Origin of the sequence: Arthrobacter sp. Br18 (genome assembly GCF_000520555.1) — a bacterium.
GTDB lineage: Bacteria > Actinomycetota > Actinomycetes > Actinomycetales > Micrococcaceae > Arthrobacter_D.
In genome coordinates this window covers 1,915-23,581 of the sequence record NZ_KI914890.1, presented here as the reverse complement: position 1 = coordinate 23,581, position 21,667 = coordinate 1,915, and the positions used below count along the sequence as shown (strand labels likewise).

Annotated in this window: 20 protein-coding genes and 3 pseudogenes; 13 read left to right on the top strand and 10 right to left on the bottom strand. The window is 64.2% G+C overall.

Annotation, left to right across the window (positions count from 1 at the left end; all coding sequences use genetic code 11):
- The 4 genes and pseudogenes from Y704_RS21815 to Y704_RS0115305 form a co-directional block, all read right to left on the bottom strand.
- A pseudogene (locus tag Y704_RS21815) lies at positions 1-707 on the bottom strand (family 65 glycosyl hydrolase); the annotation flags it as partial.
- A 234-nt stretch (positions 708-941) separates the two neighbouring features.
- On the bottom strand, positions 942-1,277 hold the full coding sequence (locus Y704_RS25380) for a hypothetical protein (RefSeq protein ID WP_026550770.1): 336 nt from the start codon (positions 1,275-1,277) through the stop codon (positions 942-944).
- A gap of 136 nt (positions 1,278-1,413) precedes the next feature.
- Positions 1,414-1,953 (bottom strand): annotated as a pseudogene (locus tag Y704_RS25375) (SDR family NAD(P)-dependent oxidoreductase); the annotation flags it as partial.
- A 121-nt stretch (positions 1,954-2,074) separates the two neighbouring features.
- Positions 2,075-3,001 (bottom strand): LysR family transcriptional regulator, encoded by a 927-nt coding sequence (locus Y704_RS0115305; protein WP_026550769.1) that lies wholly within the window; start codon positions 2,999-3,001, stop codon positions 2,075-2,077.
- 448 nt (positions 3,002-3,449) lie between these two features.
- Here Y704_RS0115305 and nrdH point away from each other — a divergent pair, with 448 nt between their 5' ends.
- The 6 genes from nrdH to Y704_RS25680 all read left to right on the top strand — a co-directional run bounded on the left by nrdH (position 3,450) and on the right by Y704_RS25680 (position 8,617).
- The gene (gene nrdH / locus Y704_RS0115300; protein WP_026550768.1) at positions 3,450-3,695 is read left to right on the top strand and encodes a glutaredoxin-like protein NrdH; all 246 of its coding nucleotides are present in this window, start codon (positions 3,450-3,452) and stop codon (positions 3,693-3,695) included.
- Between the two features lie 33 nt (positions 3,696-3,728).
- Complete coding sequence (gene nrdI, locus Y704_RS0115295; RefSeq protein WP_051477195.1) at positions 3,729-4,184, top strand: class Ib ribonucleoside-diphosphate reductase assembly flavoprotein NrdI; 456 nt, start codon at positions 3,729-3,731, stop codon at positions 4,182-4,184.
- 59 nt (positions 4,185-4,243) lie between these two features.
- Complete coding sequence (nrdE, locus tag Y704_RS0115290; protein ID WP_035773075.1) at positions 4,244-6,343, top strand: class 1b ribonucleoside-diphosphate reductase subunit alpha; 2,100 nt, start codon at positions 4,244-4,246, stop codon at positions 6,341-6,343.
- Positions 6,344-6,383: 40 nt separating this feature from the next.
- Positions 6,384-7,181, top strand: a complete 798-nt coding sequence (locus Y704_RS0115285; protein ID WP_026550765.1) for an NUMOD3 domain-containing DNA-binding protein — start codon at positions 6,384-6,386, stop codon at positions 7,179-7,181.
- Complete coding sequence (gene nrdF / locus Y704_RS0115280; protein ID WP_026550764.1) at positions 7,178-8,152, top strand: class 1b ribonucleoside-diphosphate reductase subunit beta; 975 nt, start codon at positions 7,178-7,180, stop codon at positions 8,150-8,152. The genes Y704_RS0115285 and nrdF overlap by 4 nt, the downstream gene beginning before the upstream one ends.
- A gap of 312 nt (positions 8,153-8,464) precedes the next feature.
- On the top strand, positions 8,465-8,617 hold the full coding sequence (locus Y704_RS25680) for a hypothetical protein (protein ID WP_155850391.1): 153 nt from the start codon (positions 8,465-8,467) through the stop codon (positions 8,615-8,617).
- A gap of 83 nt (positions 8,618-8,700) precedes the next feature.
- Here the strand turns inward: Y704_RS25680 and Y704_RS0115270 are convergent, their stop codons facing one another.
- The 4 genes from Y704_RS0115270 to Y704_RS0115255 all read right to left on the bottom strand — a co-directional run bounded on the left by Y704_RS0115270 (position 8,701) and on the right by Y704_RS0115255 (position 12,394).
- Complete coding sequence (locus tag Y704_RS0115270; protein ID WP_026550762.1) at positions 8,701-9,543, bottom strand: metal-dependent hydrolase; 843 nt, start codon at positions 9,541-9,543, stop codon at positions 8,701-8,703.
- Positions 9,544-10,287: 744 nt separating this feature from the next.
- Positions 10,288-10,551: a PEP/pyruvate-binding domain-containing protein gene (locus Y704_RS0115265; protein ID WP_275451074.1), complete on the bottom strand. Its 264-nt coding sequence runs from the start codon at positions 10,549-10,551 to the stop codon at positions 10,288-10,290.
- Positions 10,552-10,553: 2 nt separating this feature from the next.
- Positions 10,554-11,201 (bottom strand): response regulator, encoded by a 648-nt coding sequence (locus Y704_RS0115260; protein WP_026550760.1) that lies wholly within the window; start codon positions 11,199-11,201, stop codon positions 10,554-10,556.
- Entirely contained in the window at positions 11,198-12,394 is a 1,197-nt protein-coding gene (locus Y704_RS0115255) for a sensor histidine kinase (protein ID WP_216698993.1), read from the bottom strand. Before Y704_RS0115255 ends, Y704_RS0115260 begins: the two co-directional genes overlap by 4 nt.
- A gap of 162 nt (positions 12,395-12,556) precedes the next feature.
- Between Y704_RS0115255 and Y704_RS0115250 the strand changes: the two genes are divergently transcribed.
- The 4 genes and pseudogenes from Y704_RS0115250 to Y704_RS22930 all read left to right on the top strand — a co-directional run.
- Entirely contained in the window at positions 12,557-12,997 is a 441-nt protein-coding gene (locus Y704_RS0115250) for a DUF6326 family protein (protein WP_343212850.1), read from the top strand.
- Between the two features lie 209 nt (positions 12,998-13,206).
- Positions 13,207-14,154, top strand: a complete 948-nt coding sequence (locus Y704_RS0115245) for an ABC transporter ATP-binding protein (RefSeq protein ID WP_026550757.1) — start codon at positions 13,207-13,209, stop codon at positions 14,152-14,154.
- Positions 14,151-15,008 (top strand): ABC transporter permease subunit, encoded by an 858-nt coding sequence (locus tag Y704_RS0115240; RefSeq protein ID WP_026550756.1) that lies wholly within the window; start codon positions 14,151-14,153, stop codon positions 15,006-15,008. Before Y704_RS0115245 ends, Y704_RS0115240 begins: the two co-directional genes overlap by 4 nt.
- Positions 15,009-15,140: 132 nt before the next feature.
- Positions 15,141-15,732 (top strand): annotated as a pseudogene (locus Y704_RS22930) (IS1380 family transposase); the annotation flags it as partial.
- Positions 15,733-15,993: 261 nt separating this feature from the next.
- Here the strand turns inward: Y704_RS22930 and Y704_RS0115230 are convergent.
- Complete coding sequence (locus Y704_RS0115230; protein ID WP_026550755.1) at positions 15,994-17,022, bottom strand: AAA family ATPase; 1,029 nt, start codon at positions 17,020-17,022, stop codon at positions 15,994-15,996.
- Positions 17,023-17,741: 719 nt separating this feature from the next.
- Between Y704_RS0115230 and Y704_RS23615 the strand changes: the two genes are divergently transcribed.
- Together Y704_RS23615 and Y704_RS0115210 are read left to right on the top strand one after the other, a co-directional pair.
- Complete coding sequence (locus tag Y704_RS23615; RefSeq protein ID WP_216698992.1) at positions 17,742-18,299, top strand: hypothetical protein; 558 nt, start codon at positions 17,742-17,744, stop codon at positions 18,297-18,299.
- A 109-nt stretch (positions 18,300-18,408) separates the two neighbouring features.
- Complete coding sequence (locus Y704_RS0115210) at positions 18,409-19,323, top strand: NmrA family NAD(P)-binding protein (protein ID WP_035773021.1); 915 nt, start codon at positions 18,409-18,411, stop codon at positions 19,321-19,323.
- A 116-nt stretch (positions 19,324-19,439) separates the two neighbouring features.
- Here Y704_RS0115210 and Y704_RS0115205 read toward each other — a convergent pair whose 3' ends face one another.
- Positions 19,440-20,111: a DNA alkylation repair protein gene (locus Y704_RS0115205; RefSeq protein WP_026550752.1), complete on the bottom strand. Its 672-nt coding sequence runs from the start codon at positions 20,109-20,111 to the stop codon at positions 19,440-19,442.
- Between the two features lie 232 nt (positions 20,112-20,343).
- Between Y704_RS0115205 and Y704_RS21795 the strand changes: the two genes are divergently transcribed.
- Positions 20,344-21,667, top strand: a 1,324-nt coding sequence (locus Y704_RS21795) for a hypothetical protein (protein ID WP_035773019.1), incomplete at its 3' end; no start/stop codon positions are given.

Below are 21,667 nucleotides of genomic sequence, written 5' to 3'. Positions count from 1 at the left end.
CCCGCCGATCTCACGTGGCACAGGTATTTGGTGAAGCCCGCCTTCTCCCCGGGCTCCAGATCGGCCACCACCGTGGTGACCACCTGGTCATCGCTGGAGTCGGTGGAGATCTGGCCGCCGTCGGGGAGCTGCACGTCGTGGTCCACCGCGGCTGCCACCCCGATCTGGCTGCCGCGCGTGGAGTGCACCAGTAGCCCACCGGTCTCATGGCCCCGGCCGAACCAGGACCGAAACGGCTGTTCCAGCGCCTGGCCGACCCGCGGATCGGCGTTGTCCACCTGCACGGGCGTGCCGTTGACGACCAGTTCGGAACGGATCACAACCTGAACGGCGTGGTCAACCGCTTCGATTTCGTAGCGGATCGCAGTGACCGAACGCTGGGTCAGCGACACCGGACGGGTGGATACCAGCCGCATCCGCTGCCCTGCCGGGGTGACCCACTGTGTTTCCCGGCGCAGCGTACCGGAACGTAGATCCAGGGTGCGCTTGTGATGTTCGGGCGGCGTCTCGCGGATGTCGAGAGGCACGCCGTCGACCTGCACACGGATAGCGGTGCCGTCGGCGACACCGATGATTGCCTGGCCGTGCTCGGGATGCCCGTAGCTTTCCTCGGGGTAGGACAGCGGGTGGTACTCGTATACCCCGGCCATGAAGGTGCCCGAGGACAGGCACGGCTGCCCTTCATCCAAGGTGCCTCGAACACCGATATATCCATTGGCCAGCGCAAAAACCGATTCCGAAACCCCGGGATTGTCCCATTGAAGACCGACTCATGGACTTGCCAGGGATGGGCATCACTCGGGATCTTGGGTACGGGACAATGTTCACCGACCCCCGGGAGCTGTGGCTCGGCAATCCGCCCAGCTCGCCTCCTGTAAAATCCGCGCGCAGGCCTTCCCGATGCGATGCCTGCTCCCCGGTGCCCACGAGCGAGCCGGTGCCTATGAGCGAGCCCGGCACCACAGGTCGCTGAGGACTTGTCGTCCGGGTGGGAGCAGCGCCGCGCTCCCGATGCCGAGGAGCGCGGCCCCGGTGACGGCGCGCTGTGCGGTGCGCCGCTTGCCGCCCCAGCCTCCTATGACGGTGGCGTTGTCCGGATCGGGGGAGGGTGTGTACAAATTTCCGGTCGAATCCGAGGCGGCCTCCTTCTTGGAGAGGTGCGTGTTCTCCACCTGCACGGCCATCATGGTTTCGATCCGTCCCGGCATCAGCCGGTGCTGGCGCACCATCGAACGTCCGATCCGCCCCACGACCACCTCGCGGCGGGGCTTCTCCACAAGGACGCAGATAGCCTCGGCGACCCGGTCCGGACTGTAGACGGGGGGGCATGGCGACGGCACGGCGTCCGGTGTAGTTGGCCGCGTGGTCGAAGAACGGCGTATCGATCGTGGCGGGCAGCACGGTGCAGACGTGGATCCTCTTCCGCTTCCCGAGGTGTAGTTCGGAGCGCAGGCTGACGCCCAGGGCCCGGATCGCTGCCTTCGACATGGAGTAGGCGGTGGTGTAGGGCTGCGGGACCTCGCCGACGATCGAGGCGACATTGATGAGCACTCCCGAACGTTGCTGCTCCATGCGCTCGAGGGCCGCACGCGCGCCGTAGACGTAGCCCATCACGTTGACGTCCATCACCCGGCGGAAATCCTCGAGCGGAACCTTGAGAAAGGGGGAGAAATAGGACACGGCAGCATTGTTGACCCAGACGTCCAATCGGCCGAAATGTGCGACGGCGCGGTTGGCCAGTGCCTGGACGGCATCGGCGGCTGTCACATCCGTGGGAACAGCGATGGCGCGGGCACCGAGCGATTCGCATTCGGCCACCAGGGACTCGAGCGCCTCCCCACGCCGCGATGCGAGGACAAGGCAGGCTTTCCTGCGGGCGAAGTGCAGTGCAGTCGCCCGCCCGATTCCGCTGGCCGAACCGGTAATGACGACGACGGCGTTCTTGATGCGCATGGGGTGCTCCTCGGCAGCAGTAGTCCGGAGTGCATGCAGGGGGTGGCATGCCTGCTTAGAGGCTATCGAGGCGCGGTAGCGGGCTCAACGGATTTTTGGTGGCCGCCGCAGGGGCAGAAGGTTACACCGTGTGCTTCGGGGCGATCCGCTGGCCCTTGAGGATCTCCGCGAGCTGGTCCATGAAGAGCCGCACCCGGATGTTCTGTCGATCTCCGGTCTGCAGGGCGAAGATGCTCCGTGCGAGGCGGATCTCGGGAACGTCGAGGGCCACGACACCGTCGGGCCGGTGGAGCATGGCGAGCTCGGGGACGAGCGCCGCGCCGAGGCCGGCCGCCGTCATTTCGAGGCTGGCGTTGAAGTCGTCGCAGTAGGCGATGACGCGCGGGTGCAGGTTGCAACTGGCGAAGAGGCGTTCGATCACGGTGGCGTCGGCGGTGCCGGGGTGGTGGAGGATCCACGGCATGTCGGTGAGCTGGTCGGCGCTGACCGTCGACCCTGGCCGGATGCCCCACGAGGCCGGAAGGATCACGCGGAAGTTGTCGTCCCCGATCCATTGCCGGCTGACGGAGGACGGCCAGGCCAGGCCGGCCTGGCCCACCTGGTAGACCAGCGCCAGGTCGAGCTCGCCGCCGGCGCGGAGCCCCTGGATGGTCTGCGCCGGTTCGGCGACATGGACCTTGAGGCGAATACCGAGCTTCCGCCACTGCTCGGTGCCGAGCAGGCGGGGGAGCGCGAAGGTGGCAAGGCTCGGGAAGATACCCAGCCGAAGCTCTTCGGCGGAGCCGCCGTCGGCCCGTGCCGAGGACGCCAGCAGCGCGTCGATGTCGGTGAGCACCTTGGCCGCGTGGCGCGACATCACGACAGCGGTCTCGGTCGGGACGGCGCTCCGGGCGCTTCGCGCGAAAAGGGTGGTTCCGGTGTCCTTTTCCAACGCCGACATCTGCTGCGACACGGCGGAGGCCGTGTAGCCGAGGGTGGTGGCGGCCCCGGCGAAGGAGCCGTGCCGGATGACCTCCAGAAGGGTGCGCAGGTGAACCGGATTGACCACGAACGCTCCCTTCTCGCCGCGCTGAACCGGCGTCGGACCGGGCGGGGTTTTCTCGAGCATACCCGCGGGGATGCCGGGGGTTGCGCACCCGGTTTCGGAGGGTCCGCGACACGCCGAAGAATGTCAATCCCAAAGTTTTTTCCCCTGTGCGTAAGTACTGCACAGGGTGTGGACACGCTCCCGAAAAGGGCCGGTTTCCGGGCTTTCCGGAGGCTCCGCCTGTGGATTTCGTGTGGACTACCCAGCTCCGGAATGACATACTTGTAATACATCATCTAGGGGTCGGTGGCCGTATGGCGTACTAGATGTAGTATCTAGGTATTGAATAACTCGCTGGCAGGGCAGGGCCGAAAGACCGGAAATTCCTCGGAATCTCTCCTTTCCTGGAAAGCCTCACATACACCCGGAAGACACAGCATTTCAGCAGGATGAGAAGGGGAAGAGGGACATGACCGTCACGGTTTACACCAAGCCAGCATGCGTACAGTGCAACGCCACCTACCGGGCTCTGGATCGGAAGGGCATCACCTACCAGAGCGTGGATATTTCAGAGGATCCGGCCGCGCTGGAGCGCGTTCGCTCGATGGGTTACCTGCAGGCGCCGGTCGTGGTCACGGACAAGGATCACTGGTCCGGTTTCCGGCCTGACAAGATCAACGAGCTGGCTCATTCAGCCATCAGCTCCGTCGCCTGATTTGGTTCAGGTATCGGGCACATCGCCCTTCGAATGACCACCACCACCGGTAAGTCAGCAACCCGAGAGCCGGCCGCTCCGGGCGGGGTCACCGATGCTCCGCTGATCTACTTCTCATCGGTATCGGACAATACCCACCGGTTCGTGGGAAAGCTTACGACGACGGCGGCCCGGCTGCCGCTGCTGACCAGCGACCCCACCCTGACGGCGATTCGACCCTACGTGCTGGTGTTCCCGACCTATGGCGGGATCACCGGCAAGGGAGCAGTGCCCCGGCAGGTCATCAAATTTTTGAACGAAGCAGGAAACCGTGCGCTCCTTCGGGGAGTGATCGGTGCAGGCAACACGAATTTCGGTGAAACCTACTGCCTGGCGGCGGACATCGTCGCCGCCAAGTGCAACGTTCCTGTTCTCTACAGGTTCGAAGTCATGGGAACGTCCGAGGACGTTGACCGCGTAAATCAAGGATTGGAAGAGTTTTGGACATGAGTGTTGCAGAGACGGAGACGGCGGGAGCCTCCCCGACGTCCGCTGACCGCTACCCGGAAATGGGCTACCACGAGCTCAACGCGATGCTCAACCTGTACGGCCCCAACGGAGAGATCCAGTTCGACGCCGACAAGGAAGCCGCCCAGCAGTACTTCCTGCAGCACGTCAACAACAACACCGTGTTCTTCCACGACCTCGAGGAGAAGCTCGACTACCTCGTGAAGCACGAGTACTACGAGCGCGAGACCCTCGACCAGTACACGATGAACTTCATCCGCGACCTGTACAACCGCGCCTACAAGCGCAAGTTCCGTTTCGAGACGTTCCTCGGCGCGTTCAAGTTCTACACCTCCTACACCCTGAAGACGTTCGACGGGAAGCGCTACCTCGAGCGCTACGAGGACCGCGTCTGCATGGTCGCCCTGCACCTGGCCCGCGGCAACGAGCAGCTCGCCACCCAGATGGTCGACGAGATCATCGAGGGCCGGTTCCAGCCCGCCACCCCCACCTTCCTCAACGCCGGCAAGCGCCAGCGCGGGGAACTGGTGTCCTGCTTCCTGCTGCGCATCGAGGACAACATGGAGTCCATCGGGCGCTCCATCAACTCCGCGCTCCAGCTGTCCAAGCGCGGCGGCGGCGTGGCCTTCGCCCTCACCAACATCCGCGAGGTCGGTGCTCCGATCAAGCAGATCGAGAACCAGTCCTCCGGAGTCATCCCTGTGATGAAGCTCCTCGAGGACAGCTTCTCCTACGCCAACCAGCTCGGTGCCCGCCAGGGTGCCGGTGCGGTGTACCTGCACGCCCACCACCCGGACATCAACCGGTTCCTCGACACCAAGCGCGAGAACGCCGACGAGAAGGTCCGGATCAAGACCCTGTCCCTCGGCGTCGTCGTTCCCGACATCACCTTCGAGCTCGCCAAGCGCGACGAGGACATGTACCTGTTCTCGCCGTTCGACGTCGAGAAGGTGTACGGCATGCCGTTCTCCGACATCTCGGTCACCGAGAAGTACTACGAGATGGTGGACGATTCCCGGATCAAGAAGACCAAGATCAAGGCCCGCGAGTTCTTCCAGACCCTTGCGGAGATCCAGTTCGAATCCGGCTACCCGTACATCATGTTCGAGGACACCGTGAACCGGGCCAACCCGATCGACGGCAAGATCATCATGTCCAACCTATGCTCCGAGATCCTCCAGGTCTCGCAGCCCACCACGTACAACGATGACCTGTCCTACGCCGAGACCGGTAAGGACATCTCCTGTAACCTGGGCTCGCTGAACATCGCCAAGACCATGGACTCACCCGACTTCGGCCTCACCATCGAGACCTCCATCCGCGCGCTGTCGGCAGTGTCCGACATGAGCAACATCACCTCGGTGCCCTCGATCGCCAAGGGCAACGACCAGTCGCACGCCATCGGCCTGGGCCAGATGAACCTGCACGGCTACCTGGCACGGGAGCGGGTCCACTACGGCTCCGACGAGGGCTTGGACTTCACCAACATCTACTTCTACTCCGTGGTGTACCACTGCCTACGGGCGTCGAACCTGATGGCCATCGAGACCGGCAGCACGTTCGCCGGCTTCGAGAAGTCGCAGTATGCCAGCGGCGAGTTCTTCGACAAGTACACCGACCGGGTGTGGGAGCCGGCCACCGAGCGGGTCCGTGAACTCTTCGCTGATGTCAGCATCCCCACGCAGGCGGACTGGCTCGCGCTCAAGGTGTCGATCATGGAGCACGGCATCTACAACCAGAATCTGCAGGCCGTGCCGCCGACCGGTTCGATCAGCTACATCAACAACTCCACCTCCTCGATCCATCCGGTGGCTTCGAAGATCGAGATCCGCAAGGAAGGCAAGCTGGGGCGCGTGTACTACCCCGCTCCCTACCTGACCAACGACAACCTGGAGTACTACCAGGATGCGTACGAAATCGGCTACGAGAAAGTCATCGACACGTACGCTGCGGCGACGCAGCACGTGGACCAGGGCCTGTCCCTGACGCTGTTCTTCAAGGACACCGCCACCACGCGCGACATCAACAAGGCCCAGATCTACGCGTGGCGCAAGGGCATCAAGACCATCTACTACATCCGTCTCCGCCAGCTCGCGCTGGAAGGGACTGAGGTGGAGGGCTGCGTCTCGTGTGCGCTGTAATTCAGTCGATATAGGCTGATTTAGTCGAGAGGATTACGTGATGGAAACGACGACGAAGGCGATGGGTGGCTTGGTTTATGGTGTCCGGCTCAGGCGGGATGGTAAGTACCGGTACATCGGTATCACGACCAAGACGGCCAGTCGTCGTTTCCATCAGCACTTCCGGGTCGCGGCAGAGGGGCGCAAGACGCCCTTCTATGATTGGCTTCGCAAGCACGACCGCTCCGACGTTGCCATAGATGAGCTGGACTGGATTGAAGGGTTGCCTGAATTGGGGCAGGCCGAGATCGACTGGATCAGCTACCTGCGGCGCCAGGGCGACCGGCTGTTGAACTTGTCGGAAGGTGGCCTCGGGCCGACCGGGGTTGTGTGGACGAAGGAGATGCGGGAAGCCGCCCGCATCCGTTCTACAGGCCGGAAAGTTGTCCGGCAGTCCGGACCCGGAGCGTCTTTCTATGGCAAGCACCACAGCGCAGAGCAGCGACAAAAGTGGTCTCAGGAGCGAAAAGGAACAATCTTGGGCCCGCAGAATCCGAACTTTGGTAAGTTCGGTCCCGAGCATCCCAGCTATGGACACTTATTGAACGAGGAAGCCCGCAGGGCGCTTTCTGAAGTAAAGAGGGGTGCAGGCAACCCCAACTTCGGAAAGAAAGCGAGCGCCGGGACCCGAGCGAAAATGTCCGCGGTCCGAATTGGGCGGCCGATGCCATCCAGCCAGCGCAGTGCCCATACGCGCCACCATACGAACAAGGGCGTAGCTAAACCCACTTGCCAGCACTGTGTCGACGATGCAGCGGCACAAGCCAGACTGTCTCCAGAAAGTGAACCAAAGTCATGACCGAAAAAGTAAAGCTCCTCACCCATGTTGAGGCGATCAATTGGAACCGCATCCAGGATGAAAAGGACGTGGACGTCTGGAACCGCCTGGTCAACAACTTTTGGCTTCCCGAGAAGGTGCCGCTGTCCAACGACGTCCAGTCGTGGGCCACGCTCACACCGGACGAACAGCAGCTCACCATGCGCGTCTTCACGGGCCTGACCCTGTTGGACACCATTCAGGGCACCGTCGGCGCCGTCAGCCTGATCCCGGATGCGCTCACCCCGCACGAAGAGGCTGTCTACACCAACATCGCCTTCATGGAGTCGGTGCACGCCAAGAGCTACTCCTCCATCTTTTCCACGCTGGCCTCCACCAAGGAGATCGACGAGGCGTTCCGCTGGTCCACGGAGAATGCGAACCTTCAGAAGAAGGCGCAGATCGTCATGGACTACTACCAGGGCGACGATCCGCTGAAGCGCAAGGTGGCCTCGACCCTGCTCGAGAGCTTCCTGTTCTACTCGGGCTTCTACCTGCCGATGTACTGGTCCTCACGGGCCAAGCTGACGAACACGGCCGACCTGATCCGCCTGATCATCCGCGACGAGGCCGTCCACGGGTACTACATCGGCTACAAGTTCCAGAAGGGTTTGGAAAAGGTTTCTGAGGAGCGCCGCCAGGAGATCAAGGACTACACGTTCGAGTTGCTCTTCGAGCTGTACGAGAACGAGGTCCAGTACACGCACGACCTGTACGACTCCGTGGGCCTGGCCGAGGACGTCAAGAAGTTCCTGCACTACAACGCCAACAAGGCGCTGATGAACTTGGGCTACGAGGCGATGTTCCCCGCTTCCGTCACTGATGTGAATCCGGCGATCCTGTCGGCGCTGTCGCCCAATGCGGACGAAAACCATGACTTCTTCTCGGGGTCGGGCTCCTCGTATGTGATCGGTAAGGCTGTCAACACTGAGGACGACGACTGGGACTTCTAGACCAGTTGTGATTCGAACGTCCAGTCGCGACTTTTGCAGACTTTGTATGACTTTCGAAAAAGTACTCGCGACTGAGTCGTGACTTGGCTTCGGCCATCCTCCCGGCGACCTAGCGCCGGCTGGAGGTAATCCGCAAGTCAGCGGGGCTAAGACCAGCAAATAAGGAATCGCGGCCGGAAATCCATGCCGCGCGGCCGACCGCCCGTGCATACCGCTCCCGACCGGCACCGCACAGCGTTCGACCGGCTTCTCAACGAGTCCGCAACCAGAGGTCGCGCCGAAAGGCATCTCGCGTTTCACGGACCCTTCGGGATGGCCGCGTCCATCGGTTGCCACCTCAATACTTTGCGCACCGTTGTCTATGAGTGGAGCTTCAACGCCGCCAGGAAACCGACACATGAACCTGCGCTCATGATCGAGCCGGTCGTCACGGGTAAACCCCTCACGGAGGTTCTTTCGACGTAGCCAGCCGCAATGAATCTCCTCCAGCCTCCAATGTCTGCTCCGACACTAGCGCGAAGGTGTTTCCGGCGTCTTCCGTGCTGCCATTAGCCGAGCCCGGAGAGGTGGGCCGCGGCCTGGCCGTCGCCGATCCTCATGATGGCCCACCCCACCCCACCAAGGGCGTAGAGCGAGACGGGTACCAGCAGGCACCACTCCCGCAGAGACCCGGCGTTCCCGAGGAGCGGCACCGCGATGTTGCCGTTGGGGCGCCACACCTGCGCGACCACGGGAAACCTCCCCAGACCCCGCGGACGGCGGAGCCGCACGGGATAGACGGGATTACAGCCACCGGTGGTGAGCATGTCGCCGAGAATGTGGACGATCACGCCGATAGCCATGGCGATCGGGAACCAGAACTGCTCCTCGGGCGCGAACGCCGTGACGAAGGCCCCGGCGGTCAGCCCTACCACCCACGGCGATCGTCGCATGCCGTCCGGGATGATCTTTAGGGCCTTGGCCGCGAAGGAGGCGAGGAGCACGGTGAGTAGGCCTGCGCCAGGATAGACGGTACCGAACTCGGCGGTCTCGATCGTCCAGAGCCCAGCCACGAAGGCGACGGCAACGAATACGGCGACGCCGAGCAGCGAGTGGGTGCCGCGGCGGTGCCCGCCGGAGACGGCGCCGACACCGGCGCACAGCAGGTTGGAGAGCGGCGGCAGGGAGTGGGCGATCGTGGCATTGTGGTGATCGGCGTCCGGCAGGAGTGCCGCCCCCGCCGTCACGAGCGCACCGGTGACGACTCCGACCGGGCTGACCTCCAGTAGCCCCACGCCGAGGGGAACGGAGTCTGGCAGCATCGGGAGGAACCGCCCGGCGTGCACCTCGATCTGGGTGGTGGCGGCAACCCAGGCGGCGGCGCCGCAGGCAGCATGGTGGGCGCCCATCATGGTGGTCCCTCTCGATAGAAATCCGCCCGGCTGCAGGATCGTCGCCGGCGGGAACCATCCTGACGCGTGCCACCCCCATTTTCCGCGCCGGCCTGCACGCCCGGCATGGAATGGCCGACGCGGACGGCGGGGTCCAGTAGGTAGGCCCTTCCCTTCGACGGCGTCTCCATTCTCGATCACGCTCAGGCTCCTGCGGGTGCACATTGTGCGAGCCGGAGGACCGGGTCGCGTACGGGACGGGTTAAGAAAGTCGAGGGTGATGGAACATACGGAAAAACCTGCCGAGCGAACAGCGCCAAAAACGGCTCGGCGGATGGATCCGGAAGGATCTGGCTGCACGTCGACGAGGAGAAGAGTTGCGGCCCCCACGGCTAAGACCTGAAAGTAGCAAGTATTCTTGCAACCTTCGGCCAACTCTGCAGAGAAAAACCGCGGAATCGCGCAGATGCGTACATGGGATTAAGTCGATCGGTATGGTGCCCGATCTGAACGTGAGGAATTCGCCGGCTCCGGCGGTCCCTGGGGCGGGGAAGTGGTGGCATGACCAGTCGTAGAGATAGGCCCCAAAATGGAGTCCGCGCCAGGTTCCTGCGGGCGGACTTGGCCTTTGGCTTATGGCCTTTTGTAGGAGTTGTCTCTTCCCGTTAAGCGTTTTGGGGTAGAACGCGGAAAGGCCTTCGGCTCATGGAGGGCAAAGGCTCTCACTCATCTCATACGACCAAGATGTCAGCGCGGAACGGCGGTTCAGATGCTCCGGCAGAACGACGTCGGCAGGGTCGAGCTCCGGGCGGGCCCTGAGATAGCACAGGCCACGCCGGAACGGTCAGAGCGCTCGGTCTTGACCCCCGGACGGCGCTCGATGATGCCGGGGTCGCTGACGTGCCAGGAATCGGGAGTGATGTGCCCCGCGACGATCCGTTCTCCGATGCCCCATGAGGCTTCAATCACACTGGTGGTGCCGGTGAACATGATCCCGGAGACGCTGGCATCTACGGCACCCCGCTCCAACCTCAGGTGCGGCCGGTCTCATGAGCCCACATGGCGAGCTCGACCCGATTACGCACGCCGAGCTTGCGCATCAGGCTGGCCAGATGGGTCTTGACGGTGCTGGGACTGATGTGGAGATCGGCGGCGATTTCACTGTTGGTTCGGCCCTGCGCCACGGTGAGGAGCACTTGCTCCTCACGGGAGGTGAGCGGTTCTATCGGCTGGGCGGATGATCCCTTCTGCGATCTGGCAAACGCCGCAAGTAGGCGGACGGTGACGCTAGGAGCGATCAGAGCATCACCATCGGCTGCAGCGTGGATCGCCTGGGTCAGCAGCGCAGGTCCGGCGTCCTTGAGCAGGAAGCCCCGGGCACCGGCCTTCAACGCCCCATGGACGTACTCGTCGAGGTCGAAAGTGGTGATCACGACGATCGGCAGGGGGTCGGTGACCTCGGGTCCGGCGAGCTGGCGGGTGGCTTCGATACCGTCCATCAGCGGCATGCGGATGTCGAACAGGCAGACGTCCGGTTGCAGCTGACGCGCCAGGCCCACCGCCTGTCGCCCATCGGTGGCGGCGCCCACGACCTCGATGTCGGGCTGGGCGTTCAGCAGCATCGTCAGGCCGGTGCGCACGATGTCCTGATCGTCGGCGATGAGCACCCGGATGGTCATCGGGGAGCGCCCGCTCGGGGCAGCATCGCCTCGACCCGCCAGCCACCGCCCGCGCTCGGGCCAGCGTGGAACGTGCCACCCAGCAGCTTGGCGCGTTCCCGCATACCGACCAGGCCGTAGCCCGACGGGCTGCCGCCGGTCGTGCTGACGGCACCATCGTCATCGACCGTCAACTGCACCCGCTCGGCGTCACCCACGACACGCACGGCTACCCGCGTCGCGTAGCGGGCGTGCCGTCGCGCGTTCGTGACCGACTCCTGGGTCAGGCGGTAGAGCGCGGCCCCGACCGCGGGGCTGAGATCGTCGAGCTCACCGGACAGCTCCACGTCGACCTGTGGCCCTCCCTCGGCTTGACCGGCGAGCCGCCCGAGGTCAGCCACGCCCGGGCGTGGCGCGAAGTCCGCCCCCTCGGAGGCGCGCAGGACACCGACCATGGTGCGCAACTCGGTCAGCGTTCGCGAGGCTGAGTCCTCGATGACGGCGAGGACCTCAGCGGCACGCTCGGGGTGCGACGTTGCAACGGCACGTCCAGCCTGGGCCTGGATGGCGATGCCGGAGACGTGGTGGGCGACCATGTCGTGGAGGTCACGCGCCAGTTGTTCGCGCTCCCGAGCTTTGGCCTCGTCGATGTCGCGGGTGCGCGTGTGCGCGTGATACCGGATCGCGGCGCCCAGGGCCGCGGCGAACAGGAAGAAGGCGTATGCAGCCACCGTGTCTGCCGGGCTGGTCAGGTCGGCGACGTGGGTGATGACCAGCCAGACCAGGATGATCCCCAGGCCGGTCGCGGCCTCGCGGCCGGCTCCCCACCGGAACAGCGAGTAGGCCAAGACGAGCACGCCCGAGATGCTCATCAGCAGACCAGTCTCGTCGCCGGCGAGGATCCTCGCGACGTCGACAGCCGTCAGTGTGGCGAAGGAGATCGCGACCGCCGCCAAGGGATGAGTGCGGCGCCACCACAAGGGAGCAAGGACCACAAACACGGCGGCGAGCACCAGCGGGCGCGACGTTAGGTCCTCGCGGAGCACCGCCTCCACCACCGACCACGCCAGGAGCACCGCGACGAGCGCCCCGTCCCGCCACACCCGCCCCGGGGGGTTCGCCGGTCGAGGCTCAGCCCACAACGAGCGCAGCGCCTTCGTCACCATCTGTCCAGCGTAGCGCCAGCGCGGCAGCGGCGGATCAGCCGAAAGCACGAGAGAGAGACCATGCAATCGGGCAGGCGAAATCCAGCCTCCGGGCCGATGTGCGCACCGCCGGGCTCAGCGATCGTGGAACTACCGATCCTCACCACAACAACGGAGCCCATGATGAGAACACGTCAACCCACCACCACACTGGAAGACCAACGGATCCCTGTGCAAGCCAAGCTCGCAGCAGCCTGGACCAGCTTCATGTTCCTGTATGCCTACGTGGACATTATCGCCTTCTTCAAGCCCGGCGTCGTCGATGACATCCTGGCTGGCGTCGTCTTTGAGTTCGACATCAGTCAAACGTTGTTGACCACCTTCCTGGCGCTCATGACGATCCCGATCCTCATGGTCGTGCTGTCGATGACGCTGCCCGCCCGGGCGAACCGCATCACGAACCTCATCGTGGCCTCGGTACAGATCCCCTACGCGGCATTCAACGTGGTGGGCGAGTCCTGGACGTACTTCTACGGGTTTGGCGTCGCACTGGAAGTGATCATTCTCGTCTTCATCCTGCGCTCCGCCTGGACCTGGCCCCGCACCGCACCGTCGGCAACCACGCCGACCAGCCCGGACCGTGAAGCCGTTCGCGCCCAGCAGCAAGCGTGAACCCAAGAGCAGTGCCCGTCGCGTAGGGGCCTTCCAAGGCCCCTACCGGCAGGTCAGGTCATCGGATGCGCACACAGGCCCACCGCATCGTCGACACCGACCCCAAGCGCGGCAACGTCGTCGTCCGCCTCACCGACCCGCCACGACGGGCACGCCGAGCCGCCGGATCAGATCCGCCAGTCCCACCATCACCCAGGAAGGTCCCGGTCATGATCGAGGCACACGAGCTCACCAAGCGCTACGGCGGCAAGACCGCCGTGCACACCCTCAGCTTCACCATCGCGCCCGGCACCGTGACCGGGTTCCTCGGCCCGAACGGTGCCGGCAAGTCCACGACGATGCGCTTGATCATGGGACTGGACCGGCCGACGTCGGGCACCGTCACGGTCAACGGCAAGCCCTACGGGCAGCACCGTTCCCCGCTGCGGGAGGTCGGCGCCCTGCTCGACGCCAAGGCCGTGCACCCCGGCCGCAGCGCCCGCTCGCACCTGCGCACGATGGCCGCCACCCACAACATCAAGACCTCCCGCGTCAGCGAGGTCATCGAGATGACCGGCCTGGCCGGGGCCGCAAGCAAGCGCGTCGGCGGGTTCTCCCTCGGCATGAGTCAACGCCTGGGCATCGCCGCCGCACTCCTGGGTGACCCCCGAACGCTCATCCTCGACGAGCCGGTCAACGGGCTCGACCCCGAGGGCGTGCAGTGGGTTCGCCAGCTGGTGCGCGACCTGGCCGCCGAGGGACGAACCGTGTTCCTGTCCTCGCACCTGATGAGCGAGATGTCCCAGACCGCCGACCAGCTCCTGGTGATCGGCCGCGGTCGCATCATCGCCGCCGGCTCTGTCCAACAGGTCATCGACTCCGTCGCCGGCGGCGCTGTGCGGGTGCGCTCCCCGCACGCCGGCGAGCTCGCCGCCGCTCTGGCCACCGACGGTGTGACCATCACCTCTCCGGAGGCCGGGATGCTCGAGGTCAGCGGGACCACCGCGGAGCACGTCGGCGAGGTCGCCTTCCACCACGGGCTGCTGCTGTGCGAGTTGTCCCCGCGCCGCGCCAGCCTCGAAGAGGCGTACATGAACCTGACACAGGACGCGGTCGAATACCGCTCCGAGCCCACCACCGCCCGCAGCGCCCCAGCCCAGAAGGGCCAAAACCGATGAGCACCCTGACCGCCGAACCCCCGATGACCTCACCCACCGCCAACCTGCCCGCCGCCACGCAGGTGCATCCCACCTTCGCGGGGGTCATGCGCGGGGAGTGGATCAAGCTGCTGTCCCTGCGCTCGACGTGGTGGGCGCTGGCCTCCACCGCCGCAGTGATCACGCTGGTGGCCCTGGCCGCCGCCATGTCGCTGAGCGCCATGACCGACGACCCCACCCTGGCCCCGGGCATCGAGCAGATGCATGGCGCCGAGGTCATCGCAGGCGGCTTCCACTTCGGCATGCCGACCATCGCCGTCCTGGGCGCCCTGCTCATCACCGGGGAATACGCCACCGGCATGATCCGCTCCACGTTCGCGGCAGTCCCTACCCGGATCCCCGTCCTTGGCGCCAAAGCCCTCACCCTGGTCGTCCTGACGGCCGCCGTGACCCTCGTCAGCGCGACCCTGTCCTACTTCGTCACCATGCCCCAGCTCTCGCAGTACGACCTCGTCCCAGCGCTGGACGACCCGGGCACCTGGCGCGTGTTCGGCGGCACCCTCTACTCCCTCATCGCCGCCGCCCTGTTCTCTCTCGGCATCGGCACGCTCCTGCGATCCACCGCTGCCAGCGTGACCGTTGCCCTGACCGTCCTGCTGCTGCTGCCCGGCACCCTCAGCTTCATCAGCCTGGACTGGGTAGAGACCATCGTCAGCTACCTACCGCTGCCGGCGTCCTCAGCGTTGCTCACCACCGGAGCAGCCGGGACGCAAGGTGCCTACCTCTCCACACAGGCGAGCCTGATCGTGATGGCCGCCTACGCTGTCGTCCCTATAGCGGTGGCCGCTGTCACGCTGCACCGACGCGACGCCTGATGCCGTGCATCTCGGTACCCCAAGGAGCTGAGCACGATGACCGGGGAGATCCTGGCAGTCACCGAGCATCTGGTATCTAACACACTTGCCAAGGTGGTTTCTGTGGTGATCGGCTATGCGCGGGTTTCACAAACCATTGAATACACCGACGCGGTCTTCGACGAGACCACCAACACCTGGGTCTCGAAGGCCGAAGTCGCCGAAACCGTGTTCACCGCGTTCAGCTCCCGTAAGAAGGATGAGCAGATCACCGGCCGCCTGGTGGTGCGCCGCATCCCGGAACTGAACCCGAAAGCCGGCGGCGGGCAGGACACCTTGTTCGTCACGTATCGGTATCACGCGTTCTTCACCACCGTTGACGCCGCGGTTCTGGACACTGTCGCGGCGGACCAGACCCACCGCAAACACGCGCTTATTGAGCAGGTGAATGCCGACCTGAAGGACAGTGCACTGGCGCATATGCCCTCGGGTGTTATTGCGGCGAACTCGGCCTGGCTGGTTGCCGCGGTCATGGCCTACAACTTCGCCCGCGCCGCCGGGCTCCTTGCCGCCGGGCCCTTCGGCAAGGCACGGACCGACACGATCCGCCGCAAACTCATCAACGTCCCGCCCGCATCGCCACCAGCGCCGGAAAACACGCCTTCACTTTCCCAAAGCCTGGCCCTGGCGAACACCATGGCAGGCCCTGTTCGAGATTCTCTACCCGCCGCCGCAACATGCCTGAACCCTGTCAACCCAGCCACATGGCGCAAACAGAACCACCAGTGGAACACCAATGGGCAGCAAGGCCCAGCACCCAAGCATGCCCTCAGCCCGCAAAACCGCCAAAACCCGGATTCAGATCATCAGCCCACGCCAATCGGTGGATCAAGGCTTAGGCGCATCAGGGCCGCCAGGAGGTGGCAGCCTCATACGGAATCGTAGGTGCGGCGGAGGCAATAAATTCTCCTGCATGTCGTTCCCAGAGCCGATGTCGCTGACTCGGTCAGGTCAGCCAGCGCCACCATCGTGACGGTTCGGGTTCGGATTCGGGCGCCGGTTCCGCGCCCAGGGCCCGCGCAGCCTCGACGAGGTCGTCCGTGGTGAGCGTCATTACCTCGTCACGATCGAGCGAGTCGAGGTTCCGGTCCTCGTCGAGCGACAGCCTCAGCGCCTGCCGGTTGAGTGCTTGCTCGAGCAGCGTGCGGGCAAAACGCGCGTTGCCCGAGTCTTCGCCAGCGTGAAGCCCGGAGAGAATGCGGCGCAACGTTTGATCCGCACCCAGCTCCAACGTGTACTCGTGCTGGGCTAGCATCTGGTTGAAAATCGTCTGGAGCGCGTCGACCGAATAGTCGGGGAAAGTGATTTCGCGTGCGAACCGGGATCGTAGGCCGGGGTTCGAGAGCAGGAACGACTCCATCAGCCGCGGATAGCCAGCCACGATTACCACCAGGCGGTGGCGGTGATCCTCCATCCGCTTGAGTAGGACCTCGATCGCCTCGGGGCCGAAGTCCATCCGGCCATCCTCCGGGGCCAGAGAGTAGGCCTCGTCGATGAACAGGACGCCGTCCAACGCCCGCCGAATCACCCGATCCGTCTTGATGGCGGTCGAGCCGACGTACTGTCCGACCAGGCCCGACCGGTCGACCTCCACCAGATGACCCTTTTGCAGCAGGCCGACCGTACGGTACATCTCGGCTAGGAGCCGCGCCACGGTGGTCTTGCCAGTGCCTGGGTTTCCGAGGAATACCAGATGTTGTGACGTAGCTACCTCCGACAGGCCGTGCGCCTTGCGGCGAGCCTGAACTTGAAGCAACGCGACGAGGGCCCGCACCTGTTCCTTCACCGTCTCCAGCCCTACCAGTGCGTCGAGCTCGGCCTGCACCTCGGAGAGAGGCCGGGCCGGCCCTGGCCGCCCACTGAAGAGATCACCGACCAGGCCATCTACCCGTTCCGAAGCCGGCAGTTTGAGTTGCTCTGTGAGATGGCTGAGCGTTTCGCGTAGGTCATCAAGTGGATTGCGGTTGGCAGCCATGCGATTCTCCTGTGGCGACTGTTGATCCTCGAGTGGATGGTTCGCGGTCATTGCATCGATGTTCTGGTCGGCATGGCTTGCTGGTGGGAGCGTGTCACCTGTAGTACTCCAACGAACTCGCTGACAGGGCTTTGGAGGAGCTACCGCAAGAGGGAAATGAGTAGGAGCTCCATTCTCCCTGAACTCCAAAGGTCCACGATCGCGAGGAGGGCCAGCGTCACGACGAGTAGTTGTTGACTCCCGTCGCTGCACATGGCCCGCAGTCCTCCTAGTTGTCGGCTATGGCTAATTGTCGAATGCTCCCAACACTTCCGCAATCGCCCATTGCTCCACCGAATTTGGGATCAGCACCGGCCAGGCCCCGTGGCGAATAGGCCTATACGGTTGACGGTTGCCCCGTGAATTGCATGCTGTTCTGTAGTAGAGAAGGAACTTTGGGTCAACCACTGCACGATTCGGGCGAATCAGTCCCATGCGTCTCCCCAAGCATGCTCAGATACCTGCCAGCATAAGCGCTGCTTTACCTCAACGTGTTTCTCACAAAAACAGGAGGTCATCCTCCATGGGTTCAACTCGTCTGGTCCACTTCGAGAAGGTTGGTTTAGGAGACATGAGCGGACTCCGCTAGGTCCAGTCGTCCCGAGGCTGAACTGGAGATGTTCAGGAAGTAGGGTCCGTCGTCCATCCGCGTCGGAGTTGCAGGTGGCCCATCGAACAGTGTGCCGACATCACCAATCGTCAACCTAGACATCGACTCTCCCCAACTACTCACGCAGGATCGCCGCCAGCCGTTCCGACTTCTCGAACTGCGCAAACAATTCCGCGGAAAGCCGTGCGAGCTTCTCCAGCTACGAGTCGACGAAATCCGACTACGCCTGCGGAACGGCATCACGGCCCGCGAAGCGAAGCTCCCCGTGCGGGAGACCGAGGTCGGTAACGCCGACGCCGCGGTCAAGACAGCCGAGGCACAGGTCGCGAAGCGCGAGGAGGCGGTCAATGTCGCCCAGACGACCAAGGCGGCCCATACGGTTGGTGACGGCACCTGGACCGTCGGTACGGACATCGAGCCGGGCACCTATCGGACGCGGCCGACGTCGGATCCTCCTGCTACTGGGGATCTACGCGACCGGCAGCAACGGCAGCAACATCATCGACAACGACCTTCCCGGCGGGCAGGACTCCAGGTCCGCCGGCTGCGGCAAATGGGAGAAGCAGTAGGAGTTCCGCGTCTATCGTGCTTCCAGGGACCTGGTGCCAGTGCCGGTGCCACCACTTGATGGTGCTGAAGGCAGTGCGTGCGTGCCGAAGGGAATATTCGGCGGCCATGCCGCACTGATTCTTGAACCTCTGCCCTGGCGACACCAACAGAAATCGAGACCTACGCCCATGACCACGTCCATCCTCGTCGCCGGCGCCACAGGAGATCTCGGCGGCCGTATCGTCCGCGAACTCCTCAGCCATGACACGCGGGTTCGGGTCCTCACCCGTCCCGGCAGCGGCACGGCGCGCGGTCAGTACGGCAACAATGACCGCATTGATATTGTCGAGGCCGCCTATTCCGACCGCTCAGCACTTACCTCGGCGCTTGACGGCGTCGAGACGGTTATCTCGGCTGTCAGTGGTGTCAGACCGGTGATCCTCGATGCGCAGCGCGCTCTGCTCGCCGCCGCCCTAGGTGCGGAAGTCCCGCGGTTCATTCCGTCCGATTTCTCATCCGACTACCGTCGAATCGCTCTGGGCAGCAACCGCAACTTCGAACTCCGCCGCGAATTCGCTGCCCACCTCGACGCAGCCCCTATCAAGGCCACTTCCGTCCTTAACGGGGCCTTCGCCGATATGCTCACCGGCCAAGCACCGATGATCTCTTTCAAACGCCGGCGGGTGATGTTCTGGTCTTCACCCGATCAGGTCCTCGACTTCACCACAAAGGACGACGTCGCCCGTACCACAGCGCTTGTCGCCCTCGACGAAAACGCTCCACGCGTCGTCGAGATTGCCGGTGACCGCGTGACGGCCCGTGACGTGGCAAGGACGATATCCCAGTTGACCGGCTCCTCGTTCAACCTGCAATGGGCCGGCACTACTGGTTCGTTGTCGGCGATGAGTAAAATTGTGCGACGTTTGTCCAGAGACACTGACACCACGTTTCCCGCATGGCAGGGCATGCAGTACTTCGTAAGCATGTTCAGCGGTCAGGCGCAGCTCCACCATGTGGACAATGACCGCTACGGCAAGCACTCCTGGACTACAGTCCGCGAAGTCCTCGCGGCTCACCTGCATAGGACGAAGGCCGCGCACTGACGGTGCCCCCAGTGCGCAGCCCTGGTCAGCCAGCTGTCCGACGTCGGCCCGCGGCCACTGCGTGCACCGGTGCCGCCGATTGAGGCGTAGCAGCACGAGGGTGCGTGCGAAGCGTCCTACTGCGCGTCCTGTCGGCGCACTATCTCGGTGATCCAGAGGGGCGCGAACGGAGACGTGCAGTTCGGAGGAGTGGGGTAGTCCTTGAGCACCTCCAGGCGCTCACCGATGTCGATTGCGCGGGCGCGGTGCTCGGCGTGCTCGATCCCTATCTGAGCCAGGCAGTGGTTCATCGCCCACTGCAGGCGATCCGGGGCGTCTCTCATCTCCACCTCGATGACGTCGAGCAGTCCTGGGAGGTCGAGGCCCGCCGGATTCTTCGGCACGCGTTCGGTGGTCAGCGCCCAGCCGGCGCTGGCAACCACGGCATCCGGATCGGCGAACCAGACGCCGCGCAGCTCTTCCGAGTGCTGGTTTTTCTTCACCACGTAGTTCACGAGCCAGTCCTGCACCTTGGGGATGCGCGCCTGGCGCAGCATGACATCCAACTCGTCCTGCTCGAACGCCTTCGGGCGGCAGATCAGAATCGCCAGCAGCCTCGCCGCGGTGTCCTTCGTCGCCCAGAGCTGGCGCGCGAGGTCCTGCTGTGTCTTCAGCCGCTTCGCCAGCGCGCGCAGTTTGCCGAGGTTCACACCGTGATCGTCACCGTGTTTCTCGTTCACCTCTCGTGCCTTCGGATCCTCGAGCGCGGTCAGCTCGGCCATCACCTCGGCCAGCGTCGTGTCGGCCACCTCAACCTCCAGTGCTTCGCGTGTGGGAGTCAGCCTAACGGGAAAGCTCGCTCAACCAGTTGATCGGCCGGCGCACAATCCGGCAGCGGCAGTGGTGATGCCCAAGCTCGCGATGACCTCGGCCCACGTTTGTCTACCTCTTCAGCCCACTGATGCGTTCCGCAACTGGAATGCGGCACTCAGGGTCAGTACCGTCGTAGCAACAACATATTCGTCTGCAGGCAGGTGCACCATGAGCAAGGGCAGCAACAGAAGAGGCAAGGGGGCCGGCGGCAAGAGCGGTCGCGGTTCCTCGGCGCCCGGCTCGCTTTCCCTGAGCGCTTTCCGCGCCGAACGGCAAGTGGATGCGCTTACGCCCGCATTCGTCCAGTGGTTCGACGACGGCTCACCCGGCGCTGCCGCCGCAGCCCTGGAATGTCTGGTGCCGGTCAAGAGCGTCCTGGCCCGTTATCTGGAGACCACGGCCGCGTCGGAGGTAACGGGCTTCGAGCCCACTTCCTTGGTGCATGCGATGTCGGACGGCATCGCCGCCGCGGCCGGCGAGTCTGCCACCGAACCGGTTGACGGGGAGAACGCCGCCTTCATCCTCGACGCGGTCCGAGCCTACGTCGAATTCCTGTCCGAAACGGGCCGCTGGAGCGGATCAGCAGAGCAGCTCGCTGAAGTTTCGGACCTCTTTGAAGGTATTGCCGAAGGTGATGACGGACCGCGATACATCGAGGTTCCGGAGATCCCCGAAGCGCAGGCGCTCGCGGTCTTCTCCGAACTGCCACTGATCCAGCGGGCCGCAGCATTGCTGCGATGGATCGGAGCCGGGAGGCCCGTCACCGAAACCGGTGCGCTTCGCCTGCGGGATATCGAAGCGGCGGCTGCCTGCGTGGGAGTGACCGTCAAGGGCAGTACCAAGCGGGTAATCACTGCCGACTCTGCACCGACGGTACAGAGCATGTACGAGGTGCCCGCCCTGACCCATATGTGGGGCGCTCTGCAGGCCGCCGAACTGATCGAATTCACATCGACGAAAGTGGTGCCGTTCGAAGATTCCGAGAGCTTCCTGAAGGGGAGCACGTCGGAGCGCTTGGACGAATTCCAGGTCTTCACCTCGTGTTTCCTGGAGCAGGCTGTGCTCAGATACGATCCCGCACAGCCGTGGGAGAGGATGCTGGCCGGGCTGCAGACTTCGCTCCTGATGGCTGCAGCGACCCCGGACCCGCCGTCGGTGGAACTCTTCCTTACCGCCGCGGATCATGCGCCGGACGCGGAAAAGGCGATGGCAAGCCTGTTGACCAGGCTGGCGCTGGGCCGGTTCGAGGCACTCGCCGAACTGGGGCTGCTGACCATCGACACCCATTTCCGGGTGCCCGAGTCGCTCGTCGGTTGCGTCGCGGATACTTTCGACAACCCTCGGATCCTGGCGGAGCTGGGCCTTATGGAAGCGCCCGACGACGACGTACAGCCGCTGACGGAGCCCGGAGAACGGGAGTCAGCCGTCTCGCCGCCGCGACCAGCTCCAGATACGGTTCTGCAGCTGAAGATTGCGCTCAAAGGGTCGAAGC